The sequence below is a fragment of the Streptomyces sp. NPDC049585 genome (genome assembly GCF_040675615.1).
In the GTDB taxonomy this organism is placed as follows: Bacteria; Actinomycetota; Actinomycetes; order Streptomycetales; family Streptomycetaceae; genus Streptomyces; species Streptomyces luteosporeus.
On the sequence record NZ_JBFAPE010000004.1, the window covers coordinates 328,083 to 350,876 of the forward strand.

The window sequence follows — 22,794 nt, forward strand, 5'->3', positions numbered from 1 at the left end:
CCCCCACCCGCTACACGCCGCTACGCGACAAGGAGCGACATGCCAACCCGGTTACGCCTGCTCGCCACCGTCCTCGCGCTCACCGCAACCCTCACCGCCCCCGCCCCCGCCGCCACCGCGGCCGGGCGGGCTGCGGCCCACCCGGCCGCGGCGGACTGCGCCCTTGCGGGCCGCACCGGCTGGACCGACGAGGGGCACGACACCGACCCCGTACAGTTCCAGCCCGCCACCGGCACCCGCCGCGTCCTGACGATCTTCGTCGACTTCCCCGACGCCCCCGCCACCGAGCCCACCGCACCGTACGCCGCCCACCTCGCCCCCGCGGCCGGCTGGCTGCGCACCGCCTCCTACGGAGGGCTGCGCCTGGACGTCACCGCCTCCCGCCGCTGGGCGCGCATGCCGCAGGCGTCCACGGCCTACGGCTTCCAGCGGGGGCTGAGCTTCGAGGCCCACGAGCGCTACCTGCGCGACGCGATCGCCGCCGCCGACCCGTACGAGGACTTCTCCTCCGCCGACATGGTGTACGTCGTCCCCGTCCGCACGGCCACCGCGATCCCCTTCTCACCGACCTACCTCTTCGACCCCGCCACGGCCGGCGTCACCGCCGACGGCCGCCGCATCAAGTGGGCCGTCACCTTCGGGCAGGACATGTGGCGCTGGGGCCACAAGGTCGCGGCCCACGAGACCGGCCACACCTTCGGCCTGCCCGACCTGTACGCCTTCACCGGCGAGACGCACGGCTTCGTCGGCGGCTGGGACGTCATGGGCCACATCGCCGGTGCCGCCCCGCAGTACCTGGGCTGGCACTCCTGGAAGCTCGGCTGGACCCGCGACGACCAGGTCGCCTGCCTCGCCGGGCCCCGCGCCGGCAGCCGCACCGTCCGCCTCACCCCCGTGGAACGCCCCGGCGGCACCAAGATCGCCGTGGTGCGCACCGGCCCCACGACCGCGTACGTCGCCGAGTCCCGCCGGGCCGCGGGCAACGACCCCGCCCCGTGCTCGACCGGAGTCCTGATCTACAAGGTCGACTCGGCCGTGGCCACCGGCGAGGGGCCGGTGCGGGTCATCGGCGGCCGGCCGCCCGGCGCCCCGCCCTGCGGCCCCCTGGACCTGGCCGCCCGGGCCCCGGGCGACACCTTCACCGACCCGGCCACCGGCACCCGCATCGAGATGCTCGCCGGCGGCCGCACCGGCGACGTCGTACGCGTCACGCGCCTTGCTACGCTGCCGCGGTGAGGCTCCCCACCGACGACCAGATCCGCGCCCTGCACGAGAAGCACGCCCCCACGCCACAGACGCTGGAGGTCGTGTACTCCCACTGCACCATCGTCGCCGCCCTCGCCGAACAGCTCGTCTCCCGCTCCCGGCACCCCGTCGACGCCGCTCTCGTACGGGCCGGCGCCCTGCTGCACGACATCGGTGTCTACCGGCTGTTCGACGGCGACGGCCGGCTCGACCACGCCTCCTACATCCGGCACGGGATCCTCGGCCACGACCTGCTGCGGGCCGAGGGCCTGCCCGAGGCGCTGTGCCGGTTCTGCTCCTGCCACACGGGCGTGGGCGTGACGCGCGCCGACATCCGTCGCCAGAACCTCGACCTGCCCGAGGCCGACTACGTGGCCACGACGCCGGAGGAGGAACTGGTGATGTACGCCGACAAGTTCCACACCAAGTCCACGCCTCCGTCGTTCGTCACCGCCGATGCCTACGCCGCGCACGTGGCCCGCTTCGGCGAGGAGAAGGTCACCGCCTTCCAGGCCCTGCGGGCCCGCTACGGCGAGCCGGACCTCGCCGCGCTGCAGAGCGCAGGATCCCCCTCAACGGCGCCGGCCGCCGCCCCGGGCGCGTAGCTCGCCGCCGAGAACCTCGGCGGCGCCCGGACGGCGCTGACGCGCAGGGCGTAGCCCTGGCCCCGCCGTACGCGCACGCCCTGGTCGAGCGCGTACGGCGGGGCGGAGGAAGCCGGCGACCTTGCCCGGCATGTCGAGGTGATCGGCAGCTCCGGAGCCGGGACCTCTTCCTTGGTGGCGGTGTGGTCGGGCAGGAGGTCGGCGATGGCCGTGCGGATCGCGCCGCGGCGCGCAGTCCGTCGTAGGGCTGGTTGCGATGGAGGACGTCGAGCACGTCGAGGATGTGCCCGGTGCCGCGTCGCCCGGCCGCGCGTGGGTCAGCAGTTCGCCGAACTACGCTCGTTCCAGAGAGCGGAGGCGGCTGGAGGCGCCGGCCTGCGTTTGACGACAGGCAGCCGACGCGTCGGGGTGATGCAGTCGGGACAGACTGCTGTCTGCCATCGGTGAACACCACCCCGAGTGGGCGCAACGGTCATTACCGTCCAGTCACATGACGACGGTCACAACCCGTACGGTCGCATACTCGGCCGACAACCTGACGATGATCGGACACCTCGCGCTCCCGGCCGGTGTCGAGCGCCGGCCCGCAGTCCTGATCGGACCCGAGGGGATGGGGCTCAGCGATGTCGAGCGCCGGCGGGCCGAGGCTCTGGCCGAGCTGGGGTACGTGGCGCTGGCCTTCGACCTCCACGGCGGACGCTATTTGGAAGACCCGCAGGAAATGTTGGCCCGTTGCATGCCGCTGCTCGCCGATCCCGACCGCATGCGAGGAATCGGTCACGCCGCGCTCAACGTGCTGCGTGCCGAACCACGGGCCGACCCCGACCGGACCGCCGCCATCGGCTACGGCACCGGGGGCGCAGTCGCACTGGAACTCGGTCGCGATGGCGTCGACCTGCGCGCGATCGGGACAGTCAACGCACTGACCACGGGCCGACCGGGCGAGGCGGCACGCATTCGCTGCCCGGTATGGGCCGGGGTCGGGTCGGAAGACCCGATCATGCCGCCCGCGCAACGGGAGGCGTTCACCGCGGAGATGCAGGCCGCGGGCGTCGACTGGCGCCTCGTGGTCTACGGAGGAGCCCTTCACGCCTTCCACCACCCAACGGTCGACCACGCCACGCCCCGCGGCGTCGGCTACCACCCACGGCACGCACAGCGAGCCTGGCGTGACATCGTCGCCCTGCTCGCCGAGTGCCTGCCCGTCACGGATTGATCCGATCGGCTCCTGATACCCACTCCTGCCCGTCGTCGTCGTCTTCGTCCAGCTCTCGGGCATCGGGGTCGCGCAGCGGGCGCAGGGCGCCGGCGGCCGGGCAGGGCGAGGGTGCAGTCGTACCACCACCTGCCGGACGGGTCCCCCCGGCGGCGCACGACCTCGGCTTCCATCACCTGCTGGTTACGGGGCACGGTGACCAGGACGACCGGGCGCTGGCCCTGACGTGGTGCTTCGTCGTCCATGCCCTGAGGGTGAGCGGCCTGGTCAGGCGCCGTTCTCCAGGTACCGGGCCATCTGGGCGGCGACCTCGCCCGCGAGGGTGCGGGTGCCCTCGTCCAGCGGCTCGGGGTTCGAGGCGGCTTCCAGGATCACGATTGCCGCCTGGGCCAGACCGGCGGGGAGCTGCACCGTCCGCGCTCTCTCGGCAAAGGCGTCGGGGTGCTCATCCGCTCCACGGCCACCTCGCCGGCGGACCAGGCGGCCGCGCTCCTGGCCACCGTCCAGCACCTGCAGGGTGGCGTTGTCTTCAGCTGCCTCTACGTACACGAGGAGCCCCTCTGGGGACTCGTTGCTGGCGAAACACCGCCCCCAGGCGTACCCCGGTCATGAGCTGCTGCGGGCCGAGGGCCTGCCCGAGGTGCCCTGTGCCGGTTCTGCTCCTGCCACACGCAAGTCCACGCCCCCAGCGTTCGTCACCGCCGACGCCGCGCACGTGGCCCGCTTCGGCGAGGAAAAGGTCAGCGCCCTCCAAGCTCTGCGGGCTCGCCGCAGCGAGCTCGATCCCGCGGCGCCGGGCGGCGCGGGAACATCCGGGAGGCCGTGAGGGCCGTGGCGCCGAGAAGGGCGGCGGCCGGCCACAGGGCGGGACGGGCGGCGTACGGGCCGGAGGTCGTGGCGCTCAGGAACGCGGTGCCGAGGACGGCCGTGCCCAGGGTCGCGCCGAGTTGCTGGACGGCGTTGAGCAGGCCGGCGGCCGATCCCGTCTCGTGTGCCCGCACACGCGCGAGCGCGGCGGTGAAGAACGCCGTGGTGAACAGCCCGTTGCCGGTGCCGACGGCCACCAGTGCCACCAGCAGCGGCCACGGCAGTGCGCCGGGCCGCAGCGCGGGCAGCGAGGCGAGGGCGGCGGCCACTCCGGCGAGCATCAGGACCACCCCTGCGTACACCGTCCGCGGCCCCGATCGCCGCGCGAGCCGGCCGCCGGCCGCCCACGAGGCGAGGGCCATGGTGGCGGACCACGGCAGCAGGCACAGTCCGCAGGCCAGGACGCCGAGACCGAGCCCCAGTTGGAGTTCGAGGGCGACCACCGTCATCAGCCCGGTCTGGGCGGCGAAGAACAGCGTGGAGGTCACCAGGGCGGCGGGGAAGCCGCGGCCGTGGAACAGGCTCGGTTCGACCAGCGGACTGCGCCCGGCCCGGGCCCGCCGGCGCTGGTGGACGGCGAAGAGGACGAGTACGAGGCAGCCGCCCGCCAGGGCGTACGGACTCCACGGCGGCCGGTGCCCGCCGCCGTCGACCAGGGGCCGTACGACCAGGGCGGTGCCCAGCACGACCAGTGCCGTGCCGGGCAGGTCCAGACGCCGGGACCGGCCCGGTTCCGGTGCACGGCGCCCGGGCAGCAACGGGGTCAGGGCGAGCACGACGACGGCCAGGGGCAGGTTGACGAGGAAGACCGCGCGCCAGGAGCAACCGAAGAAGTCGGCGTGGGTGAGCACCGATCCCAGCACCGGCCCCGCGACGGCGGCCAGTCCCATCACCGGGCCGATGCTGCCCAGGGCCCGGCCCAGTGCGGGGCCGTCGAACATGGCGCGGATCAGGCCGAAGGTCTGCGGTACGACCAGGGCCGCCGCCGCTCCCTGCACGGCCCGGGCGCCGATCAGCACGGTTGCCGTCGGCGCCAGTGCGCACACCGCCGAGGCGAGCGCGAAGGCCGCGACGCCGATGCCGAAGACCCGCCGCCGTCCGGCGAGGTCGCCCAGGCGTCCGCCCGGGACGAGCAGGACGGCGAACGCCAGGGTGTAGGCGGCGTTGAACCACTGGATGTCCGCGGCCGCACCGTCGAGACCGGCGTGGATCACCGGGGCCGCGACGGTGACGATCGTGGTGTCGAGCAGGTTCATCGCCTCGGCGATCAGCAGGGCGGCCAGCGCGGGCCGGCGCCATCGGTGGGCCTCGGCATTCGTCGCGGCATTCGTCGCGGCGTTCGTCGCGGTCTTCATCGCATCCCCCATGGGTCCGTGTGATGTCCGGATCACAGTGGTGCGAGGGCGCCGGTGCCTCCATCCCTGGCCGCAAAACCGAGGATTTCTTCCGTACAGCGGATCATCCTGAAAGAATCCGACCATGCTGGACGACCTCGAACGCGGGATCGTGCACGCCCTGCACCTCGACGGGCGGGCCCCCTTCAGCCGGATCGCCGAGGTCCTGGGTGTGTCCACCCAGACCGTGGCGCGCCGCTACCGGCGCCTGCGCGCCGAGGCGGGCCTGCGCGTGGTCGGCCTCGCCGACCGCGACCGCTCCGGCGACACCCAGTGGGTGGTGCGCATCGGTACCACCCCCGGCTCCTCCCAGGCGCTCGCGCACGCCCTCGCCCGGCGCCCGGACACCTCCTGGGTCAAGCTGACCTCCGCCGGCACGGAGGTCTTCGCCGTCGTGCACGCGCCTCACGCCGAGCAGCCCGTCCTCCTCGGTGAGGTGCTGCGCAGGAGCGGCGTCACCGCGGTCTCCGCGCAATGCGTGCTGCACACCTACCTGGGCGGTCCGACGGCATGGCACGGCCGGCTGGCGGCGCTCGACGACCGGCAGCAGCAGAAGTTGCGACCGGTCCTGCCCGAGCCGTCCGGTCGGTCGGCGGCCGGTCGGTCGGCGGCCTTCACCCCGGCCGACCGGGCCCTCGTCGACGCCCTGGGGCACGACGGGCGGGCCTCGTACGCGCAGCTCGCCACCGCCACCGGCTGGTCCCAGGCCACGGTGGCACGACGGCTGGCCGAGCTACGGGCCCGCAAAGCGGTCTTCTTCGACGTCGAGGTCGACACCGCCGCGTACGGCGTGACCACCCGGGCGCTGCTGTGGATGGCCGTGCCTCCGGCCCACCTGGACCGTGTGGGCAGCGCGCTGGCCGGCCACGAGGAACTGGCCGTGGTCGTGGCGACCACCGGGACGACCAATCTGCTCGCGCAGGCCCTGTGCCCCGACCCCACCGCCCTGCACCACTACCTCACCCGCCGGCTGGGAGCCCTGGGGGAGATCCGCGCCCTGGAGTCCGCGCCGGTGCTGCGCACGCTCAAGGCCGCCGGCCACCTCGGCCGCCCCGTGCGCGCACCTCGGCCTTGAGGACCTCCGCGGCGCTGATGGCGGGGTCCTTGGTGGCCGTCAGCAGCGTCAGCGGGCCCTCGTGGGCCAGGTCGCGCAGGTGGTGCAGGGCCTCGGTGTGGTCGGCGTCGCGCAGTTCGGTGCGGTAGCGGCGGGCGAATTCCTCGAACTTCGCCGCGTCGTGGCCGTACCAGGTGCGCAGCTCGGGCGAGGGGGCGGCGTCCTTGCACCACTCGTCGAGGGCGGCCGCGTCCTTGGCCAGGCCCCGCGGCCAGAGCCGGTCGACCAGCACCCGGCTGCCGTCGGCCTCCGAAGGAGGGTCGTAGACCCTGCGCACGCGCACGGTCGGCGCCATGTCGTCACCTCCTGGGCAACCGGCTCCATCGTCCACCCCCCGGCCCGCGCCCGCATCCCCCGGCCCGCGCCCGCGCCCGCACCCGTACCGCCGGCGCGGTACGACCATGGAAGGGGAGGGACGTACGAGGCGGGAGGCGAGCCATGACGCCGGTCACCGTGGCGCTGGCGGGCGACACCATGCTGGGACGCGGCGTCGGCGAGCGGCTGGCGCGCTCCCCGCAGCCGGACACGGTCCTGGCCCCCGAGGTGCGGGACGTGATCGCCGGGGCCGACCTGTGCGTGCTCAACCTGGAGTGCTGCGTCTCGGCGCGGGGCGAGCCGTGGCCGCAGCCGGGCAAGCCGTTCTTCTTCCGGGCCCCGCCGGCCGCCGCCGACGTCCTGGCGGAGCTGGGCGTCGACTGCGTGACGCTGGCCAACAATCACGCCCTCGACTACGGCTTCGACGCCCTTGCCGACACGCTCCGCCTGCTGCACGGGGCCGGGGTACGGACGGTGGGCGCCGGCCCGGACGTCGCGGCGGCCCGCACCGGCGCCGTCCTGGAGGCGGGCGGGCTGCGCCTGGCCGTCGTCGGCGCCACCGACCACCCGGAGGACTTCGCCGCCGGCACCGACCGGCCCGGAGTGGCCCTGGCCGAGCTGCACCGGGGCGTCCCGGCGTGGCTGCGCGAGGAGGTGGCCCGGGCGGCGGGGCGGGCCGACGCGGTGCTGGTCACCCCGCACTGGGGGCCGAACATGACGTCGGCGCCCCCGCACTACGTACGCGGGGCCGCGGTGGAGCTGCGGGAGTGCGGTGCCACCCTGGTCGCCGGGCACTCGGCGCACGTCTTCCACGGGGCCGGCGAGCGCCTCGTGCACGACATGGGGGACTTCGTCGACGACTACGCCGTGGACGCGGTGCTCCGCAACGATCTGGGGCTGCTCTTCCTGGTGACCTTCGAGGCGGCCGCCACCGCCACCGGCAGCATGGGGGCGTGGCGGCCGGTGCGGCTGGAGGCGGTGCCGCTGCTGCTCGACTACTGCCGTACCGAGCTCGCGCGCGGCGCCGAGTGGGAGTGGGTCCGTGACCGCTTCACCCGGGCGAGCGCGGCCTTCGGCACCCGGGTGACGGCGCACGGGGACCGGCTCGTGGTGCACTGGGACAGGGAGGAGACGGACACCGCGGACAGCAGGGACACAGGGTCGGGCCAAGCGGAGTGATGCCTGTCACAACGGTCTCCGGGTAACCCCCTCACCACCCGCCCGCGCGCCCGGAGCAGCCGCGCAGCGCGTGTAGCTTTTGTTCGTGAGCCGTGCCGATGACATCTGTACGGCATGTACCCGTCACCCGAAGGACGCCTCCGCATGCCCTACGTGCGCCACTGGTTGCGCAACTCCATCCTGCTGTTCGCCGTCGCGATCGCGCTCGGGCTGGTCGCCGCGCACACCTCGCTGATCCAGCCCCACGACCTGGACCTGGACCGCACGATCCAGACCAACACGCGCACCGGCTGGCTGAACACCACGATGAAGCTGGTCAGCTACTGCGCCTCGCCGGTCGCAGGCGTGATCATCCTCGCCGTGTGGGCCGGGTGGCTGCTCTTCGTCCGCCGCCGGCCGATCGCCGCCGTCTCCACCTTCCTCGTGGTCGCGGTCGGCTGGAACAGCACCCAGATCGCCAAGGCCATCGTGGCCCGCAACCGGCCGCCGCGGCAGTTCTCCCTCGACCCGGAGATCGGCTCCAACAGCTTCCCCAGCGGTCACACGGCCTTCACGGTGGCCGCGGCGGTCGCCGCGTACTTCCTCTTCCGCAACTCCAAGCACCGCCGCACCGTCGCGGTCCTCGGCGTCCTCGCGGTCCTGCTCGTGGCCTTCTCCCGGATGTACATCGGCGCCCACTACCCGACCGACACCTTCGGCTCGGTGCTGATCGCCGGCTCCGCGATCCTGTTCATGACCGGCATCTGGCACGCCTGGCTGCTGCCGCGCCTGGACCGCATCCCGCTGCTGGACCGCTTCGGCCTGGCGCAGGAGCGGGCGGAGCTCGCCGCCGCCGAGGGCGGATACGCCGACCACGCCGACCCGTACGGCGCCTACGGCAGCCCCGTACCCGGCTCCCGTGGCGGCGGACGCCACCGGCGGCACGCCGGCCGCTGAGACGGCCGCCGAGGCGCGATCCACTCAATCGAGGGCGGACTTCCCGAGGGGAAGCCCGCCCTCGACGCATACCGGCACACGCCTTCCCTCTTCCTGGAACAGGTTCTACCGTGTGCGCCACCGCACCGCCGGTGACGCCACCAGGGAGGGGCCGTGGACCTGACCTACACCCCCGAGCAGCAGCGGTTACGGGCCGAGCTGCGCGAGTACTTCGCGCAGCTGGTGCCGGAGGAGGCGGCCGCCCGCCACACCGACGCCGCCGAGCGCAAACGGTTCTACCGGCGCATCATCCGCCGCCTCGGCGCGGACGGCCGCCTGGGCGTGGGCTGGCCGAAGGAGTACGGCGGGGGCGGGATGAGCCCCATGGAACAGTTCATCTTCTTCGACGAGGCCGCCCAGGCCGGCGTCCCCCTGCCGCTCATGGCCCTCAACACCGTCGGCCCCACCCTCATGCGCTACGGCACCGAGGAACAGAAGGCCGCCTTCCTGCCCCGCATCCTCTCCGGCGAGATCGACTTCGCCATCGGCTACAGCGAACCGGGCGCCGGCACCGACCTGGCCTCCCTCACCACCCGCGCCGTGCGCGCCGGGGACCACTACGTCGTCAACGGACAGAAGATCTGGACCACCAACGGCGACACCGCCGACTGGGTCTGGCTCGCCGTGCGCACCACCCCCGTCGAGCAGGGCGTCCCCCCGCACAAGGGCATCAGCATCCTCCTGGTGCCCACCAGCGACCCCGGCTACTCGTGCACCCTCATCAACACCCTCGCCTCGCACGACACCACCGCCAGCTACTACGAGAACGTCCGCGTCCCCCTCACCCACCGGGTCGGCGCCGAGAACGAGGGCTGGCGCCTGATCACCAACCAGCTCAACCACGAACGCGTCACCCTCGCCGCCCACGGCGCCACCGCCGTACGCGCCCTGCGCGACGTCCGCGACTGGGCCGCGGCCACCAAGCTCGCCGACGGCCGCCGGGTGATCGACCTGGGCTGGGTACGCGGCCGGCTCGCCCGCACCCATGTGCGCCTGGAGGCGATGAAGCTGCTCAACTGGCGCATGGTCGACGCCCTCCAGCGCGGCACCCTCACCCCCCAGGACGCCTCCGCCGTCAAGGTCTACGGCTCCGAGGCCCGCCGCGACGCCTACGCCTGGCTGATGGAGATCCTCGCCGCCGCCGGCCCCCTCAAGGACGGCTCCACCGGCGCCGCCCTCCACGGCGAACTCGAACGCGGCTACCGCAGCGCCGTCATCTTCACCTTCGGCGGCGGCAACAACGAGATCCAGCGCGAGATCATCTCCTGGATCGGCCTGGGCATGCCCCGGGTACGGCGGTGACCGCGTCAGCGCAGGTACGCCTCGTACCGGGGGAGCAGGCGCTCCGTGTTCACGGTGGTGAGGGTGTCCGCGGCCAGGCCGACGACGAGGAAGAGGGCCTCGCCGCCGTAGGGGAGTTTGTGCTCGGCGCCCAGCAGGACCGAGACGCCGGTCACCGCGAGGGTCACGGCGACGAGGTACAGGGCTCCCACGGTGGTCAGGCGCAGGTTGACGTAGGAGAGGTACTCGGCCGTGGGGCGGCCGGGGCGGATGCCCGGCACGAACGCCCCCTCCCGCCGTAGCCGGTCGGCCACGGCCTCGGCGTCGAGGCGGGTGGCGGCGTGGAAGAGAGCGAAGAGGACGACGAGCGCGGCCAGCACCGACAGGCGCCACGGGTCGGCCGGTGCGCTCACATGCGTGCGCAGCGCCCGCAGCCAGCCGGTGTCCGGCCAGGCGCCGGCGACCAGCGCCACCAGGAACAGCAGGGTCGCGGCCGGTGCGGTCACCGACCGGTCGGGGCCGACGGGCAGTTCGACGACCGTGCTCGTACCGCCGTGGGACCTGCGGCCGATCATCCGCTTGGCGTACTGGACGGGGATGGCGCGCCGCCCGCCTTCCATGAAGGCGATGCCGGCCACCATGGCCACCACGACCAGGAGCAGGGCCACGAGGACGGCGGTGCCCCGGGAGGCGAGGACGGCCCGGAACTCACCGGGCAGCACGGCGAGGAGCTGCGTGGCGAGCAGTACGCCGTACCCGTCGCCGATGCCCCGCTCCGTCACCAGCTCCGCCAGCCACATGGTCACCAGGCCGCCGGCCGTCAACGTCACGACCAGCACGGCGAGGGACAGCGCACCGGACGAACGCAGCACCTGCGGCAGTCGCGTCAGGCCGAACGTCACGACGACGGCCAGCCCCGCGGACGTCACGACGGCGAGCCCTCGCGTGGCCCGCCTGAGGACCGCGACTCCCTCCGGCCCGGCCTCCGACAGCGCGGCGAACCGGGGGACCACCGCGGTCAGGGCGTACATCACCCCGGCGGCGGCGAACCAGGGGTACGGGCCCAGGCCCAGGACGGCGAGCCTGGGCAGCGCGTGCCCGGTCAGGAGTCTGACGGGCCCGGGGAACAGGTCGTACTCCCGCACCGCCCGCACGTCCACGCCGGGCAGCGGCAGGTTCTGCCCCAGCCGGAACACCACCACGACGAGCAGGGTCAGCAGGATCTTTCGGGCGAGCCGATGGCGCATGTCCCGTCCTCGCGTGTGTGCGCTCGACAAGGCGCCCACATCGTCACACGCCGGCCGACTGCGTGTTCGGGGAACGTCTGTGCGTGGGGTGAGATCCGGGCCACAGCCCGGGCCCGCTGCCGGCCTCGCGCGGGCTACGACCGGCGGCGCGGCTTGCCGCGGCGGGCGGTGCCCTTCGGGGGCTGCGTGCCGCCGGAGGCGCCGCGGCGGCCGGGGGCCGGCTTGCGGCGGGGGGCGGCCGCGGCGCGCTTGGCCGGCTGCTCGGCCGGCGCGGCCGGGGCCTGGCGGCGGCCGCGGCTGCTGTTGACGGTGCGGCCGCGGACGATGCCGATGAAGTCCTCGACCATGTCGGTCGTGCGCTCCTCGGGCCACGCCAGCGCGACGCTCGACTGCGGCACGTCGGTGACCGGCCGGTAGGTCAGGTCCCGGCGGTGGTACAGCCGGGCCAGGGACTGCGGCACGGCCAGCACGCCCACCCCGGCCGCGACCAGCTCCAGGGCGTCCTCCGTCGTCGCCGGCCGCTCGATCGCGGGCCGGCCAGGCGGCTGCTCCCAGCCCAGGGTGTCGTCGAGCGGGTGGAAGACGATCTCGTCGGCCAGGTCGGCCACGGCCACCTCGTCGGCGGCCACGAACAGGTGGTCCTTGGGCACCACGACCACCGACGTCTCGGTGTACAGGGGGATGGCGCTGAAATACGGACGGTCGACCGGCAGCCGCACCAGACCCGCGTCGGCCTCCCCGCGCCGCAGCACCTCGGGCGCCTCGGTGGCGGAGACCTGCAGGAGCTCCAGGGGGACGTCCGGCAGGCGCTCCTGCCAGATCCGCGCCCACTTGGCGGGGGTCGCGCCCGGGACGTACGCGAGCCGGAACGAGGAAGGTACTGCCGAGCCTGTCACCCGGCCAGGTTACCGGGCGTGGTCTTCGCTCGTGCACACGCTCGATATCCTTGTGCGCATGACGTCGCACAAGAACACCCAGACCATGAAGCCCGCGACCGCGGCCAAGAAGCTGGGTGTGTACCTCGAGGCCACCCCCGCAGCGTTCCGTGAGGGTGTCGTCTCGCGCGACGAACTCGACGCGCTGCAGGCCGACCCGCCCCAGTGGCTGCGCGAGCTGCGCCGCAACGGCCCGCACCCGCGCCAGGTGGTCGCCGCCAAGCTCGGCGTGTCCATCTCCGGCCTGGCCCGCGGCGGGATCACCGAGGCGCTCACCACCGAGCAGATCGAGGCCCTGAAGCAGGAGTCCCCCGAGTGGCTGCTCAAGGAGCGCGCCACCCAGGCCGAGGTGCGCAAGGAGACCGTGCGCATCAAGGAGAAGCAGGCCAAGGAGGCCGAGGAGAAGTCCGCTCGGGCCGGGCAGGACGCCCGGGACGAGCGCCCGCGCCGCCCGCGTTCCTGACACCTGCCGGCGCGCCCCCGCCCCGACGCCCCCCGGCCCCTTCCCCGGCCGTACCCGCCGCACCACCGGCCGACGTCGCCGCCCTACAAGCCGCCCTGCCTGGCCGCCATACTTGAGGTGCCGGGGAGGGCATGGCGAGTCGACGGGGGCGGCGGCGGAGGATGGCGGACACCAGGCTGATCCAGGGCCGGTACCTGCTGCTCGACCTGATCGGGCGGGGCGGGATGGGCGAGGTCTGGCGCGCCCGCGACGAGTCCCTGGGCCGGCACGTGGCCGTCAAGTGCCTCAAGCCCATGGGACGCCAGCACGAGCCGTCGTACCTGAGGGTGCTGCGCGAGCGGTTCCGGCGCGAGGCGCGCGTCGCGGCCTCGCTGCAGCACCGGGGCATCACCGTCGTCCACGACTTCGGCGAGTCCGAGGGCGTGCTCTATCTCGTGATGGAGCTCCTCGACGGCCGCAACCTCAGCCAGCTGCTGGAGGACAACAAGCAGCACCCGCTGCCCGTCCCCGAGGTCATCGAGATCGCCGCCCAGGTGGGCGCCGCCCTGGCCTACACCCACCGGCAGGGCGTGGTGCACCGCGACCTCAAGCCCGCCAACATCGTCCGCCTGACCGACGGCACGGTGAAGATATGCGACTTCGGCATCGCGCGCCTGGCCCATGACATCGGCTTCTCCACCCGGCTGACCGGCACCGGCATCGCCATGGGCACCCCCCACTACATGTCGCCCGAGCAGATCGGCGCCGGCAACGTCGACCACCGCAGCGACCTGTACTCGCTGGGCTGCGTGCTGTACGAGATCGCCACCGGCACCCCGCCGTTCGACATGGACGACGCCTGGTCCGTGCTCGTGGGCCACCGCGACACCCCGCCCAGGCCCCCGCGCGAGCTGCGCCCCGCCCTGCCCGAGGCCTTCGAGGACGTCGTGCTCGACCTGCTCGCCAAGGACCCCGGCGACCGGCCGGCCGACGCCGGGGAGCTGGTCCGCCGCATCACCGGGCTGCCGCTGCACCGGCTGCCGCAGGACGGCCCCACCTGGGCCGGCCGTACGGCCGAGCCGCCCCGGCTGCCCGGCTGGGCCCGCTCCATGACCACCGGCGGCAAGGCGGCCGGCAGCGGCCGCCCCGCCCCGCAGCCCGGTCCGGCCGCCGCCCTGACCGGGCGCTGGACGCACCCCTGGACGCACCCCTGGACGCCCACCGCCGACCCCACCGACCTCACCGACCCCACCGGGCCCGCAGGCCGGCCGCTGCCGCCCCCGGCCGCCGAACGGCCGCCGCCCGAGGCGCTCGCCGAGCTCGCCGGTCGGCACGGCGAGGGCCTGCGCCTGGCCCGCCTCGACCGCTGGGCCGAGGCCGGCGAGGTGCAGCAGGCCGTCGTCGGCGAGCGCGAGCACCTGCTCGGCCCGGACCACCCGGACACCCTGGCCAGCCGCTACGAGCTGGCGTTCGCCCTGAGCCGGCTGGGCCGGGCGCGCGAGGCGCTGCACGAGTTCGCCCGCACCGCCGCCGGCCGGGAGCGGGTGCTCGGCCCCGACCACCCCGACACCCTGGCCGCCCGGCAGGAGACGGCGTACGTCCTCGGGCAGCTCGGCCGGCACTTCGAGGCGCACCAGGTCTACACCGCCGTCCTGGCCGCCCGGGACCGCGTCATGGGCCCCGACCACCCCGACACCCTGCGCTGCCGCCACAACCTGGCGTTCAACCTCGGCAGACTGGGGCGGCCGGCCGAGTCCCACGCCCTGGCCCGCGACGTCGCAGCCGCCCGCGCCCGCGTGCTCGGCCCCGACCACCCCGACACGCTGGTGACCCGCTACGAGGTCGGCTACGCGCTCGGCCAGCTGGGCCGCTGGACGGAGGCCCTGCAGACGTACCAGGCCGTGGCCGCCGCGCGCGCCCGGGTGCTCGGGCCCGACGACCCCGACACGCTCGCCGCCCGCTACGAGGCCGGCATCTGCCTGGGCCGGCTCGGCCGCAGCGCCGAGGCCCTGGAGCTCTACCGCGCCCTGGTCGACGACCGCACCCGGGCGCAGGGCCCCGCCCACCCCGACACCCTGCGGGCCCGGCACGGGCTCGGGGTCAACCTGGGCCGGCTGGGGCGCTGGGAGGAGGCGCTGGCCGAGGCGCGCGACGTGTGCGCGATCCGGGCCCGGGTGCTGGGCCCCGACGACCCCGACACCCTGGTCAGCCGGCGCGAGGTCGCCGTCGCGCTCGGCTGGCTGGGCCGCTGGGGCGACGCCCTCGCCGTCTACCGCGACGTCGCCCAGGCCCGGCAGCGGGTGCTGGGCGCCGACCACCCCGACGCGCTGGCCAGCCGCCACGACGAGGCGCACTGCCTGGAGCAGCTGGGCCGCTCGGCCGAGGCCGTCGAGCTCTACCGGCAGGTCGCCGCGGTGCGGCGCACGCGGGCCGCACGCGGTCAACTGACGTAGCGTCAGAAAAGGCCGGGCATCCGCCTTCCCTCCCCGGGCCCGCTGCGGCATCCTGCCGCCCATGCGGACCGAGCTGAGCCGACGGCTGGGCATGGAATGCGCCCTCTTCGGCTTCACCCCCTTCCCCGCCGTCGCCGCGGCCATCAGCCGCGCCGGCGGCCTCGGCGTCCTCGGCGCCGTGCGCTACCGCGACCCCGGCGAACTCGCCCGCGACCTCGACTGGCTCGACGCCCACACCGACGGCCGGCCCTACGGGCTGGACGTGGTCATGCCCGCCGCGAGCGCGGCGGGCGCCGCCGGGGTGACCGAGGCCGACGTCGAGGCCCTGATCCCCGCCGGCCACCGGCGCTTCGTGACCGACACCCTCGCCCGGCACGGCGTACCGCCCCTGCCCGAGGGCGAACGCACCCGCTGGCGCATCACCGGCTGGCTGGAGGACGTCGCCCGCACCCAGCTCGACGTCGCCTTCGACCACCCCCTCGCCCTCGTCGCCAACGCCCTCGGACCGCCGCCGCGCGACGTCATCGACCGCGCCCACCGCCACGGCACCCTCGTCGCCGCCCTCGCCGGCAGCGCCCGGCACGCCCGGCGGCACGCCGAGGCGGGCGTCGACATCGTCGTCGCCCAGGGGTACGAGGCCGGCGGGCACACCGGCGAGATCGCGACCATGGTCCTCACCCCGGAAGTCGTCCGGGCCGTCGACCCGTTGCCCGTCCTTGCCGCCGGCGGCATCGGCAGCGGCGAACAGGTCGTCGCGGCCCTCGCGCTCGGCGCGCAGGGAGTGTGGCTCGGGTCCGTCTGGCTCACCACCGAGGAGGCGGCCCTGCGCTCACGTGCCCTCACCGCCAAACTCCTCGCAGCGGGCTCCGGCGACACGGTGCGCTCCCGCGCCCTGACCGGCAAACCGGCCCGCCAGCTGCGGACGGCCTGGACCGACGCCTGGGACGACCCGGCCGGACCGGGCCCCCTGCCGATGCCGCTGCAGGGGCTGCTGGTGGCGGAGGCACTGACGCGCATTCAGGAACACGAGGTCGAGGCACTGCTGGGCACGCCCGTGGGGCAGGTGGTGGGGACGATGACGGCGGTGCGGCCGGTGCGGGCGGTGGTCGACGACCTGACGCGCGGCTTCGAGCGAGCGGTGGCCCGGCTGAACCGCGTGGCGGGGGACCCGTAGGGCCCCCACCCCGCCCTTTCACCGTTACCCGGGGGCTTTGCCCCTCGGACCCCCGACCGGGCTTCGCCACCGGACAGCAACCAGGAGGGGCAATGCCGCACGCAGTGAACGGATTCTGGGCCGAGGCCACCGCGCATCCCGGGCGTGTCGCGCTCGTGACCCCCGACGGGCACGGCTGGACCGCGGGGCGCCTGCACACGGAGGCCAACCGGCTCACCCACGCCCTGCGCGAGGCGGGGCTGCGTGCCGGGGACGCGCTGGCCGTCGTGCTGCCCAACGGGCCGGAGTTCTTCACCGCCCACCTGGCCGCCACCCAGGCCGGCTTCTATCTCGTCCCCGTCAACCACCACCTCCTCGCCGACGAGATCGCCTGGATCGTCGCCGACTGCGGGGCGAAGGTGCTGATCGCCCACGAGCGGTGGGCCGGGGCCGCCGCGGCGGCCGCCGACGGGGCGGGTCTGCCGCAAGGCGCCCGGTACGCGGTGGGGGAGATCCCCGGGTTCCGGCCGTACGCGGACCTGCTGCGGGGCCGCCCCGGCACCCCGCCCGAGGGCCGCACCCTGGGCTGGGCCATGAACTACACCTCCGGCACCACCGGCCGCCCGCGCGGAGTGCGCCGGCCGTTGCCGGGGATCCCGCCGGAGGAGGCCCATCTCGGCGGGTTCCTCGGCATCTTCGGAATCAGGCCGCACGACGGCAACGTCCACCTCGTGTGTTCCCCGCTGTACCACACGGCCGTCCTGCAGTTCGCCGCCGCGTCCTTGCACCTCGGGCACCGGCTGGTGGTGATGGACAAGTGGACGCCGCAGGAGATGCTGCGCCTGATCGAGACGTACCGGTGCACGCACACGCACATGGTGCCCACCCAGTTCCGGCGGCTGCTGGCGCTGCCGGGCGACGTGCGGGGCGCGTACGACGTCTCGTCCATGCGGCACGCGGTGCACGGCGCCGCCCCGTGCCCGGAGCATGTGAAGCGGGCGATGATCGCCTGGTGGGGGGAGTGCGTCGAGGAGTACTACGCGGCGAGCGAGGGCGGCGGCGCGTACGCCACTGCGGCGGAGTGGCTGCGCCGGCCGGGTACGGTCGGCCGGGCGTGGCCCATCAGCGAGCTCGCCGTCCTGGACGACGAGGGCAAGCCAGTGCCGCCGGGCGAGGTGGGCACGGTCTACCTGCGGATGAAGACCGGCGGCTTCGCCTACCACAAGGACGCGGAGAAGACCGCACGCAACCGTGTGGGCGACTTCTTCACCGTCGGCGACCTGGGCCACCTCGACGAGGACGGCTACCTCTTCCTGCACGACCGCAAGATCGACCTGATCATCTCGGGCGGCGTCAACATCTACCCGGCCGAGGTGGAGTCGGTCCTCCTGGCCCACCCCGCCGTCGCCGACGCCGCCGTCTTCGGCGTGCCGCACGACGACTGGGGCGAGGAGGTCAAGGCGGTGGTCGAGCCCGCCGAGGGCCACGCACCGGGCGAGGAACTGGCCGCCGAGCTCCTCGCCCACTGCGCCGCCCGCCTGGCGGGCTACAAGCGGCCCCGCTCGGTCGACTTCGCCGCCCGCCTGCCGCGCGACCCCAACGGCAAGCTGTACAAACGCCGGCTGCGGGAGCCGTACTGGCACGACAGACAGGGGCGGCTCGTCTGAGGGACCGTACGGGTCAGTGCTCGGCGACCCGTACCGTGCGCAGGGCGGGCGAGGCGAGGATGTCCTTCTCGCAGAAGCGCCCCTGCACCATGCGGCCCGAGGAGAACAGCTCGGTCTGGTCGCTGTGGTGCGGCGAGGTGGGGTCGGTGGACTGGCTGTAGGTGAGCAGCGTACGGGCCACGGGGCAGCCCTTGCCGTCGAAGCCGACCGCCTGCAGGTAGCTGGTGCCCATCCGTACGTCGTCGTAGGCGCCGCGGGCGGCGTTCCACCGGGCCTCGACGACGTTCCAGACACCGATCTCGTTGCCGCCGCCGGGCACGGCGATGCGCTTGCCGCCCCGCTCGACGTACTGGTGCTCGCCCAGGGGCGCGTCCAGTGCCACGCCGGCGGACCGCAGTTCGGTGACGGCGTCGGCCAGCGCGCGGGCGAAGGCCGCATCGCCGGTGTCGAGCGTGTTCGGGGTGGTCACCGGTGCGGAGGCGGAGAAGGGCACGCGCCACACCTTCGCCTTGGGGTCGGAGTTCAGCGCGTGCCAGAAGCGGTCGAAGAGCAGGGCGCCCCGGCTGCCGGTGGTCGCGGTGCGGTCCCAGCGTGCCAGGACGCCGCAGGCGGCCGACACGTCGACGGACCGGCCGGTGCTGCCGGTGGCCGTGCCGCCCGGCAGCGCGGCGCACGCCTTCGCGGCGTCCGCGGCGGCCAGGTCACCGGCGGGCACCCGCTCGGCGAACTGCTGCTTCTGCAGGTCCTCCACCGTCAGCCGGCCGCGCGCGGCCATGGCGGCGACGTCCTGCAGTCCGCCGCGGGTGCGCAGGGAGCGCGCGGTGCCGGTGTCGCCGAAGACGCGCGGGTAGCCGGTGAGCGGCCGGTCGGCGTTGGCCAGCCAGGGGCTGTCGTTGGAGTTCTCGGCGTAGGGGGCGTCCAGCAGGGTGGGCATCGCCGAGGGCCCGAAGATGCCGGGCTGCAGGGCGTCGGCGTCCTTGCCGAGCGCGCACGCGCCGCGCGAGCCGTCGAGGACGGCCAGGCCGTCGGAGGCCATCAGCTCCTTGCCCAGGGGCGTGGAGCAGCGGGCGGCGAGCTCGTCGGTGACGCGCGGCAGCACCTGCGCCTGGGTGTAGAGGCTGTGCCCGCCGGAGTCGGCGGCGACCGTGTTGACCCAGGGCAGGCCCTGGACGCGGCCGAGTGCGGCCCGGGCGTCGCGCACGCTGTGCGCCTTGCTCAGGGCCAGCGAGGCGTCGGTGAAACGGAGATTGGCCGCGTTGGGGTCGATCAGGACGTACGCCGAGGTAGCCGTCCACGGCAGCGGCATTGCCGTGGCGAGCCGGCCCACGACGGGCCCGAAGCGGGTCTGCCACTGGGTCCGCCGGACGGTCTGCGGCGTGCCGTCCTTGCCGCGCACCTCGACGGTGACGGTGCGCTGCCGCATGCGCTCGGCCTTGCCGTCGACGAGGTAGGAGGTCGGGTCGCCGGGCGCGAGCCGCAGCTCGTACAGGCCGAGCGGGGTGCCCGTGGAGACCGTGTGGCTCCACGCCATGCCGCTGTTGTGGCCGATGGAGGTGATGGGCAGACCGAGCAGCGAGGCCCCGGAGACGTCGAGTTCGCCGGGGATGGTCAGCTGCGACTGCCAGAAGCGGCGGCCGCCCGCCCACGGATAGTGCGGGTTGCCCAGCAGCAGGCCGCGCCCGTCGGCGGTGACCGAGCCGGAGAAGGCGACGGCGTTGGAGCCCATGTCGTCGCGGTGCAGGAGCCCCCGCACGGCCGCCGACGCCGCACCGGGCGTCGTGGCGGCCGGGCCCGCCGCGGCCCGCGGCGCAGGGCCGCCCGAGGTGCCCGAGGTGCCCGGGGCCGGCGGGCGGGCGCCGGTGATGCCGTCGGCCATCAGCCCCTGGCCGCTGAGCACGGTGATCGCATAACCGCGGCGGGCGACGTCGAGGGTGCCGACCGGGCGGACCCAGTCCTTGCCGCGGCAGGCGGGGTCGGAGATGCGGTTCTGCTTCAGCCAGGCGTTGTAGCCCGCCGCCCAGCCGCGCATCAGCTCCTTGGCCTGGTGGCTGGGGCCGACCGGGGCGGGGGTGGCGAGCAGCCCCTCGACGGTGCGCGCGTCGTTCAGGCCGCGGAAGAACAGGTCGCTGGAGAGGTTGTCGCTCGCCGAGGACAGGTCGTGGTCGGGCGCGCCGTCGGCTCCGAAGGTCAGCGAGCGCTCGCCGCGCAGGGTGACGAATCCGCTTGCGAGGACGCATACGTTGTCGGCGGCCTGCGCCCAGCCCTCGCCGAAGCCGAGGGAGGCGTAGTCCTTGCCGGTGATGTGCGGAATTCCGTACTCGGTGTAGCGGATGACGGCGGACAGCCCGCCCCCGGAGGGCCGGTGCGCCGCGGAACCGGCCCCCGGCGCGGCCGCCGCGGGCAGGGCGCTGCCGGCGCCGGTGAGCAGGGCCAGGCCCGTGAGCGTCAGCGCGCGTAAGCGGTGACGGACAGTCACGTGGATCCTCCTGTGGGAGAAGGAACGGTTGGTGACCATCGTGACGCGGGCAGCCCGTCCCAGGGTTGCGCGGGACGATCAAGGAGTTGCAAGAAGCTCTTGCAAAGGCTCTTTGCAACTCCTAGGGTTCCCTGCCATGGCACCCGGTCCCCAGGAGATCAACGACGTCGAGGCCCTCAGGGTGCTCGCCCACCCCATGCGGCAGAAGATCGAACAATGCCTGCGCAAGGGCCCGGCCAACTCCGCGTCCCTCGCCCGCGAACTCGGCGAGAGCACCGGACTGACCAGCTATCACCTGCGCCGGATGGCCGAGCACGGGTTCATCGAGGAGGTGCCCGAGCTGGCCAGGGGCCGGGAGCGGTGGTGGCGGGCCGTGCCCGGCGACCGCAGGTACCCGCCGTACAGCCGCCAGAGCCCCGCCATGCGGGAGGCGCTGACACAGATGCACCGGCTCAACCTGGCCGAACTCGTCGAGGAGGCCAGGAAGTTCGAGAACGCCCGCGACACCCTCGGCCCCTGGGCGGACGCCGCCATCTTCTCCCGCGCCACCCTGCGCGTGGACCCCGCCCGGCTCGCGGAGTTCTTCGAGGAGTACGTTGCGCTGCTCCAGCGCTACTCCGCACCCGCGCCCGCATCCGCATCCCAGCGGGATCCGCAGCCCGGTACGCGCGCGGTCCTCGTCCGCCTGCTCGGCCTGCCCGAGACCGACTGACGTCACCCCCATTCCCTGCATTCCCTCTATCGCCACGCCGTGGAAGGGAGAGCGCCGCGTGCTGCTCCCGATCAGACCCCTGCCCCTCATACGCCTGCTCACCCTTGCCCTCGCGTTGGCCGCGGGCATCGTTCTCCTGCCGGCGGCCCCGGCCCGCGCCGACGGCGACGGCCTGGTCCGCGAGGAGGTCTCCTTCACGGGTGGCGGTGGCCTCACCCTGCACGGAACCGTCCTCACCTCCGCCACGGCCCGCGGCGCACGGCCGGGCATCGTCCTGATCGGCGGCTCGGGCGCCGGCCCCCGGGAGGAGTACCGGCAGGAAGCCGAGGCCTTCGCCCGCGCAGGGATCACCACGCTCGTCCACGACAAGCGGACGACCGGCTACTCCACGATGCACCGGGACTTCGGCCTGCTGGCCGAGGACGCCCTCGCCGGCGTGCGGCTGCTGCGCGGCCGCGCGGGCGTGGACCCGCGCCACGTGGGACTGTGGGGGTTCAGCGAGGGCGGCTGGGTGGCGCCGCTGGCCGCCTCCCGTTCCTCCGACGTCGCCTTCGTCATCACCATCGGCGGCTCCGGGTACTCCCCGCTGCGCACCCAGACCTGGAACCTCGACACCCACTTGCGGCACCGCGGCATCACCGGGCACTTCCCCAAGGCCGTCGCCGGGCCGGCCGCCGGACTCACCGCCTCCCTGGGCGTCTTCCCGGCAGCGGACTACGACCCGCTGCCCGCACTGCAACGCCTGCAGCACACCCCGGTGCTCGCCCTGTGGGGCCAGTACGACAACCAGGTACCGCCACGGGAGAGCGCACAGACCTTCCGGCGTACCCTCGCCGCAGCCGGCAACCAGCACACCGTCATCGGCTTCGTCCCCGGCGCCGCACACAACGGACACCGCACATCCGATGGGTTCGACCGCATCGGAGGCCCTCTCCACCACGGCAAACGCCTGGGCGACCTCCCTCCCGGCTATGCCGCCACCATGACCTCCTGGGTGGGCGAGGTCGCCGCCGACCGCCCGCCGGTCTCCCGTGCGGCCACCGCCCCGCTGCAGCCGATCGCGAGCACCCCTGTCGCCGGGGGACGGTACGCCTGGCTCGCCCCCGCACTGCTCCTCCTGGGCTTCGCCGCCCACCCGGCGGGCGGACTCCTGCGCCGGCTCGGCGGGCGCCGGCGCACCCACCCGGCCTCGCCCCGCAGCGCGGTCCTGCTGCGGTGGCTGGCCGGACTGGGCGTCGTCGAGGTCGCGGGCGCCCTGCTCTGCCCGCTCGCCGTCCTCGCGGCGGGCGACGCGACGGCCTCACCCGTACTGGCCGGACGCCCGGTGACCTGGCTGCTGCTGCAGGGGCTCGCAGTCGGTCTGCTCGTGCTGGCCGCGGTCACGGCGGCGACGGCGTGGCGGGAGCGGCGAACGATGGGCCGGGCGTGGCGCTTTCGGACGCTGCTGACCCTGGCCACGACCGCCGGTTTCACGCTCTGGGCGGTGTGGTGGGGGCTGCTGATCCCGTGAGCGACCGC

Annotated in this window: 19 protein-coding genes; 13 read left to right on the forward strand and 6 right to left on the reverse strand. The window is 74.4% G+C overall.

Annotated elements, in window-relative coordinates:
* The first annotated feature begins 39 nt into the window (after window positions 1–39).
* From AB0K17_RS07335 to AB0K17_RS07345, 3 genes are all read left to right on the forward strand, one after another.
* The gene (locus tag AB0K17_RS07335) at window positions 40–1,236 is read left to right on the forward strand and encodes a peptidase M6 (protein WP_365982421.1); all 1,197 of its coding nucleotides are present in this window, start codon (window positions 40–42) and stop codon (window positions 1,234–1,236) included.
* Window positions 1,233–1,850 (forward strand): HD domain-containing protein, encoded by a 618-nt coding sequence (locus tag AB0K17_RS07340; protein WP_365982422.1) that lies wholly within the window; start codon window positions 1,233–1,235, stop codon window positions 1,848–1,850. The genes AB0K17_RS07335 and AB0K17_RS07340 overlap by 4 nt, the downstream gene beginning before the upstream one ends.
* 490 nt (window positions 1,851–2,340) lie before the next feature.
* Window positions 2,341–3,066 carry a dienelactone hydrolase family protein gene (locus AB0K17_RS07345; protein ID WP_365982423.1) on the forward strand — a complete coding sequence of 242 codons (726 nt, stop codon included), beginning with the start codon at window positions 2,341–2,343 and terminating at the stop codon, window positions 3,064–3,066.
* Between the two features lie 267 nt (window positions 3,067–3,333).
* Here the strand turns inward: AB0K17_RS07345 and AB0K17_RS07350 are convergent, their stop codons facing one another.
* Window positions 3,334–3,615 carry a hypothetical protein gene (locus tag AB0K17_RS07350; protein ID WP_365982424.1) on the reverse strand — a complete coding sequence of 94 codons (282 nt, stop codon included), beginning with the start codon at window positions 3,613–3,615 and terminating at the stop codon, window positions 3,334–3,336.
* 191 nt (window positions 3,616–3,806) lie between these two features.
* A complete protein-coding gene (locus tag AB0K17_RS07355; protein WP_365982425.1) occupies window positions 3,807–5,288 on the reverse strand; it encodes an MFS transporter in 1,482 nt (493 codons plus the stop codon).
* A 124-nt stretch (window positions 5,289–5,412) separates the two neighbouring features.
* On the opposite strand from AB0K17_RS07355, the gene AB0K17_RS07360 reads away from it, so the two are divergent.
* A complete protein-coding gene (locus tag AB0K17_RS07360; protein ID WP_365982426.1) occupies window positions 5,413–6,402 on the forward strand; it encodes an AsnC family transcriptional regulator in 990 nt (329 codons plus the stop codon).
* Here AB0K17_RS07360 and AB0K17_RS07365 read toward each other — a convergent pair.
* A complete protein-coding gene (locus tag AB0K17_RS07365) occupies window positions 6,353–6,736 on the reverse strand; it encodes a DUF488 family protein (RefSeq protein WP_365982427.1) in 384 nt (127 codons plus the stop codon). The genes AB0K17_RS07360 and AB0K17_RS07365 overlap by 50 nt on opposite strands.
* A gap of 143 nt (window positions 6,737–6,879) precedes the next feature.
* On the opposite strand from AB0K17_RS07365, the gene AB0K17_RS07370 reads away from it, so the two are divergent.
* The 3 genes from AB0K17_RS07370 (at window position 6,880) to AB0K17_RS07380 (ending at window position 10,212) form a co-directional block, all read left to right on the forward strand.
* The gene (locus AB0K17_RS07370; protein WP_365982428.1) at window positions 6,880–7,935 is read left to right on the forward strand and encodes a CapA family protein; all 1,056 of its coding nucleotides are present in this window, start codon (window positions 6,880–6,882) and stop codon (window positions 7,933–7,935) included.
* A 144-nt stretch (window positions 7,936–8,079) separates the two neighbouring features.
* Window positions 8,080–8,871, forward strand: a complete 792-nt coding sequence (locus AB0K17_RS07375) for a phosphatase PAP2 family protein (protein ID WP_365964531.1) — start codon at window positions 8,080–8,082, stop codon at window positions 8,869–8,871.
* 153 nt (window positions 8,872–9,024) lie between these two features.
* Window positions 9,025–10,212 carry an acyl-CoA dehydrogenase family protein gene (locus tag AB0K17_RS07380; RefSeq protein ID WP_365982429.1) on the forward strand — a complete coding sequence of 396 codons (1,188 nt, stop codon included), beginning with the start codon at window positions 9,025–9,027 and terminating at the stop codon, window positions 10,210–10,212.
* A 5-nt stretch (window positions 10,213–10,217) separates the two neighbouring features.
* Here AB0K17_RS07380 and AB0K17_RS07385 read toward each other — a convergent pair whose 3' ends face one another.
* Entirely contained in the window at window positions 10,218–11,438 is a 1,221-nt protein-coding gene (locus AB0K17_RS07385) for a hypothetical protein (RefSeq protein WP_365982430.1), read from the reverse strand.
* Between the two features lie 134 nt (window positions 11,439–11,572).
* The gene (locus AB0K17_RS07390; RefSeq protein ID WP_365982431.1) at window positions 11,573–12,334 is read right to left on the reverse strand and encodes a LysR family transcriptional regulator substrate-binding protein; all 762 of its coding nucleotides are present in this window, start codon (window positions 12,332–12,334) and stop codon (window positions 11,573–11,575) included.
* Between the two features lie 58 nt (window positions 12,335–12,392).
* Between AB0K17_RS07390 and AB0K17_RS07395 the strand changes: the two genes are divergently transcribed.
* The 4 genes from AB0K17_RS07395 to AB0K17_RS07410 all read left to right on the forward strand — a co-directional run bounded on the left by AB0K17_RS07395 (window position 12,393) and on the right by AB0K17_RS07410 (window position 18,088).
* Window positions 12,393–12,836 (forward strand): DUF5997 family protein, encoded by a 444-nt coding sequence (locus AB0K17_RS07395; RefSeq protein ID WP_365964527.1) that lies wholly within the window; start codon window positions 12,393–12,395, stop codon window positions 12,834–12,836.
* Window positions 12,837–12,997: 161 nt separating this feature from the next.
* On the forward strand, window positions 12,998–15,268 hold the full coding sequence (locus tag AB0K17_RS07400) for a serine/threonine-protein kinase (RefSeq protein WP_365982432.1): 2,271 nt from the start codon (window positions 12,998–13,000) through the stop codon (window positions 15,266–15,268).
* Window positions 15,269–15,329: 61 nt separating this feature from the next.
* Complete coding sequence (locus tag AB0K17_RS07405) at window positions 15,330–16,442, forward strand: nitronate monooxygenase family protein (RefSeq protein ID WP_365982433.1); 1,113 nt, start codon at window positions 15,330–15,332, stop codon at window positions 16,440–16,442.
* 92 nt (window positions 16,443–16,534) lie between these two features.
* The gene (locus tag AB0K17_RS07410; protein ID WP_365982434.1) at window positions 16,535–18,088 is read left to right on the forward strand and encodes an acyl-CoA synthetase; all 1,554 of its coding nucleotides are present in this window, start codon (window positions 16,535–16,537) and stop codon (window positions 18,086–18,088) included.
* A 13-nt stretch (window positions 18,089–18,101) separates the two neighbouring features.
* Here the strand turns inward: AB0K17_RS07410 and AB0K17_RS07415 are convergent, their stop codons facing one another.
* A complete protein-coding gene (locus AB0K17_RS07415) occupies window positions 18,102–20,564 on the reverse strand; it encodes a penicillin acylase family protein (RefSeq protein WP_365982436.1) in 2,463 nt (820 codons plus the stop codon).
* A gap of 136 nt (window positions 20,565–20,700) precedes the next feature.
* Here AB0K17_RS07415 and AB0K17_RS07420 point away from each other — a divergent pair, with 136 nt between their 5' ends.
* Window positions 20,701–21,276 (forward strand): helix-turn-helix domain-containing protein, encoded by a 576-nt coding sequence (locus tag AB0K17_RS07420; RefSeq protein WP_365982437.1) that lies wholly within the window; start codon window positions 20,701–20,703, stop codon window positions 21,274–21,276.
* A 58-nt stretch (window positions 21,277–21,334) separates the two neighbouring features.
* Complete coding sequence (locus AB0K17_RS07425; RefSeq protein ID WP_365982438.1) at window positions 21,335–22,786, forward strand: prolyl oligopeptidase family serine peptidase; 1,452 nt, start codon at window positions 21,335–21,337, stop codon at window positions 22,784–22,786.
* Window positions 22,787–22,794: the final 8 nt, after the last annotated feature.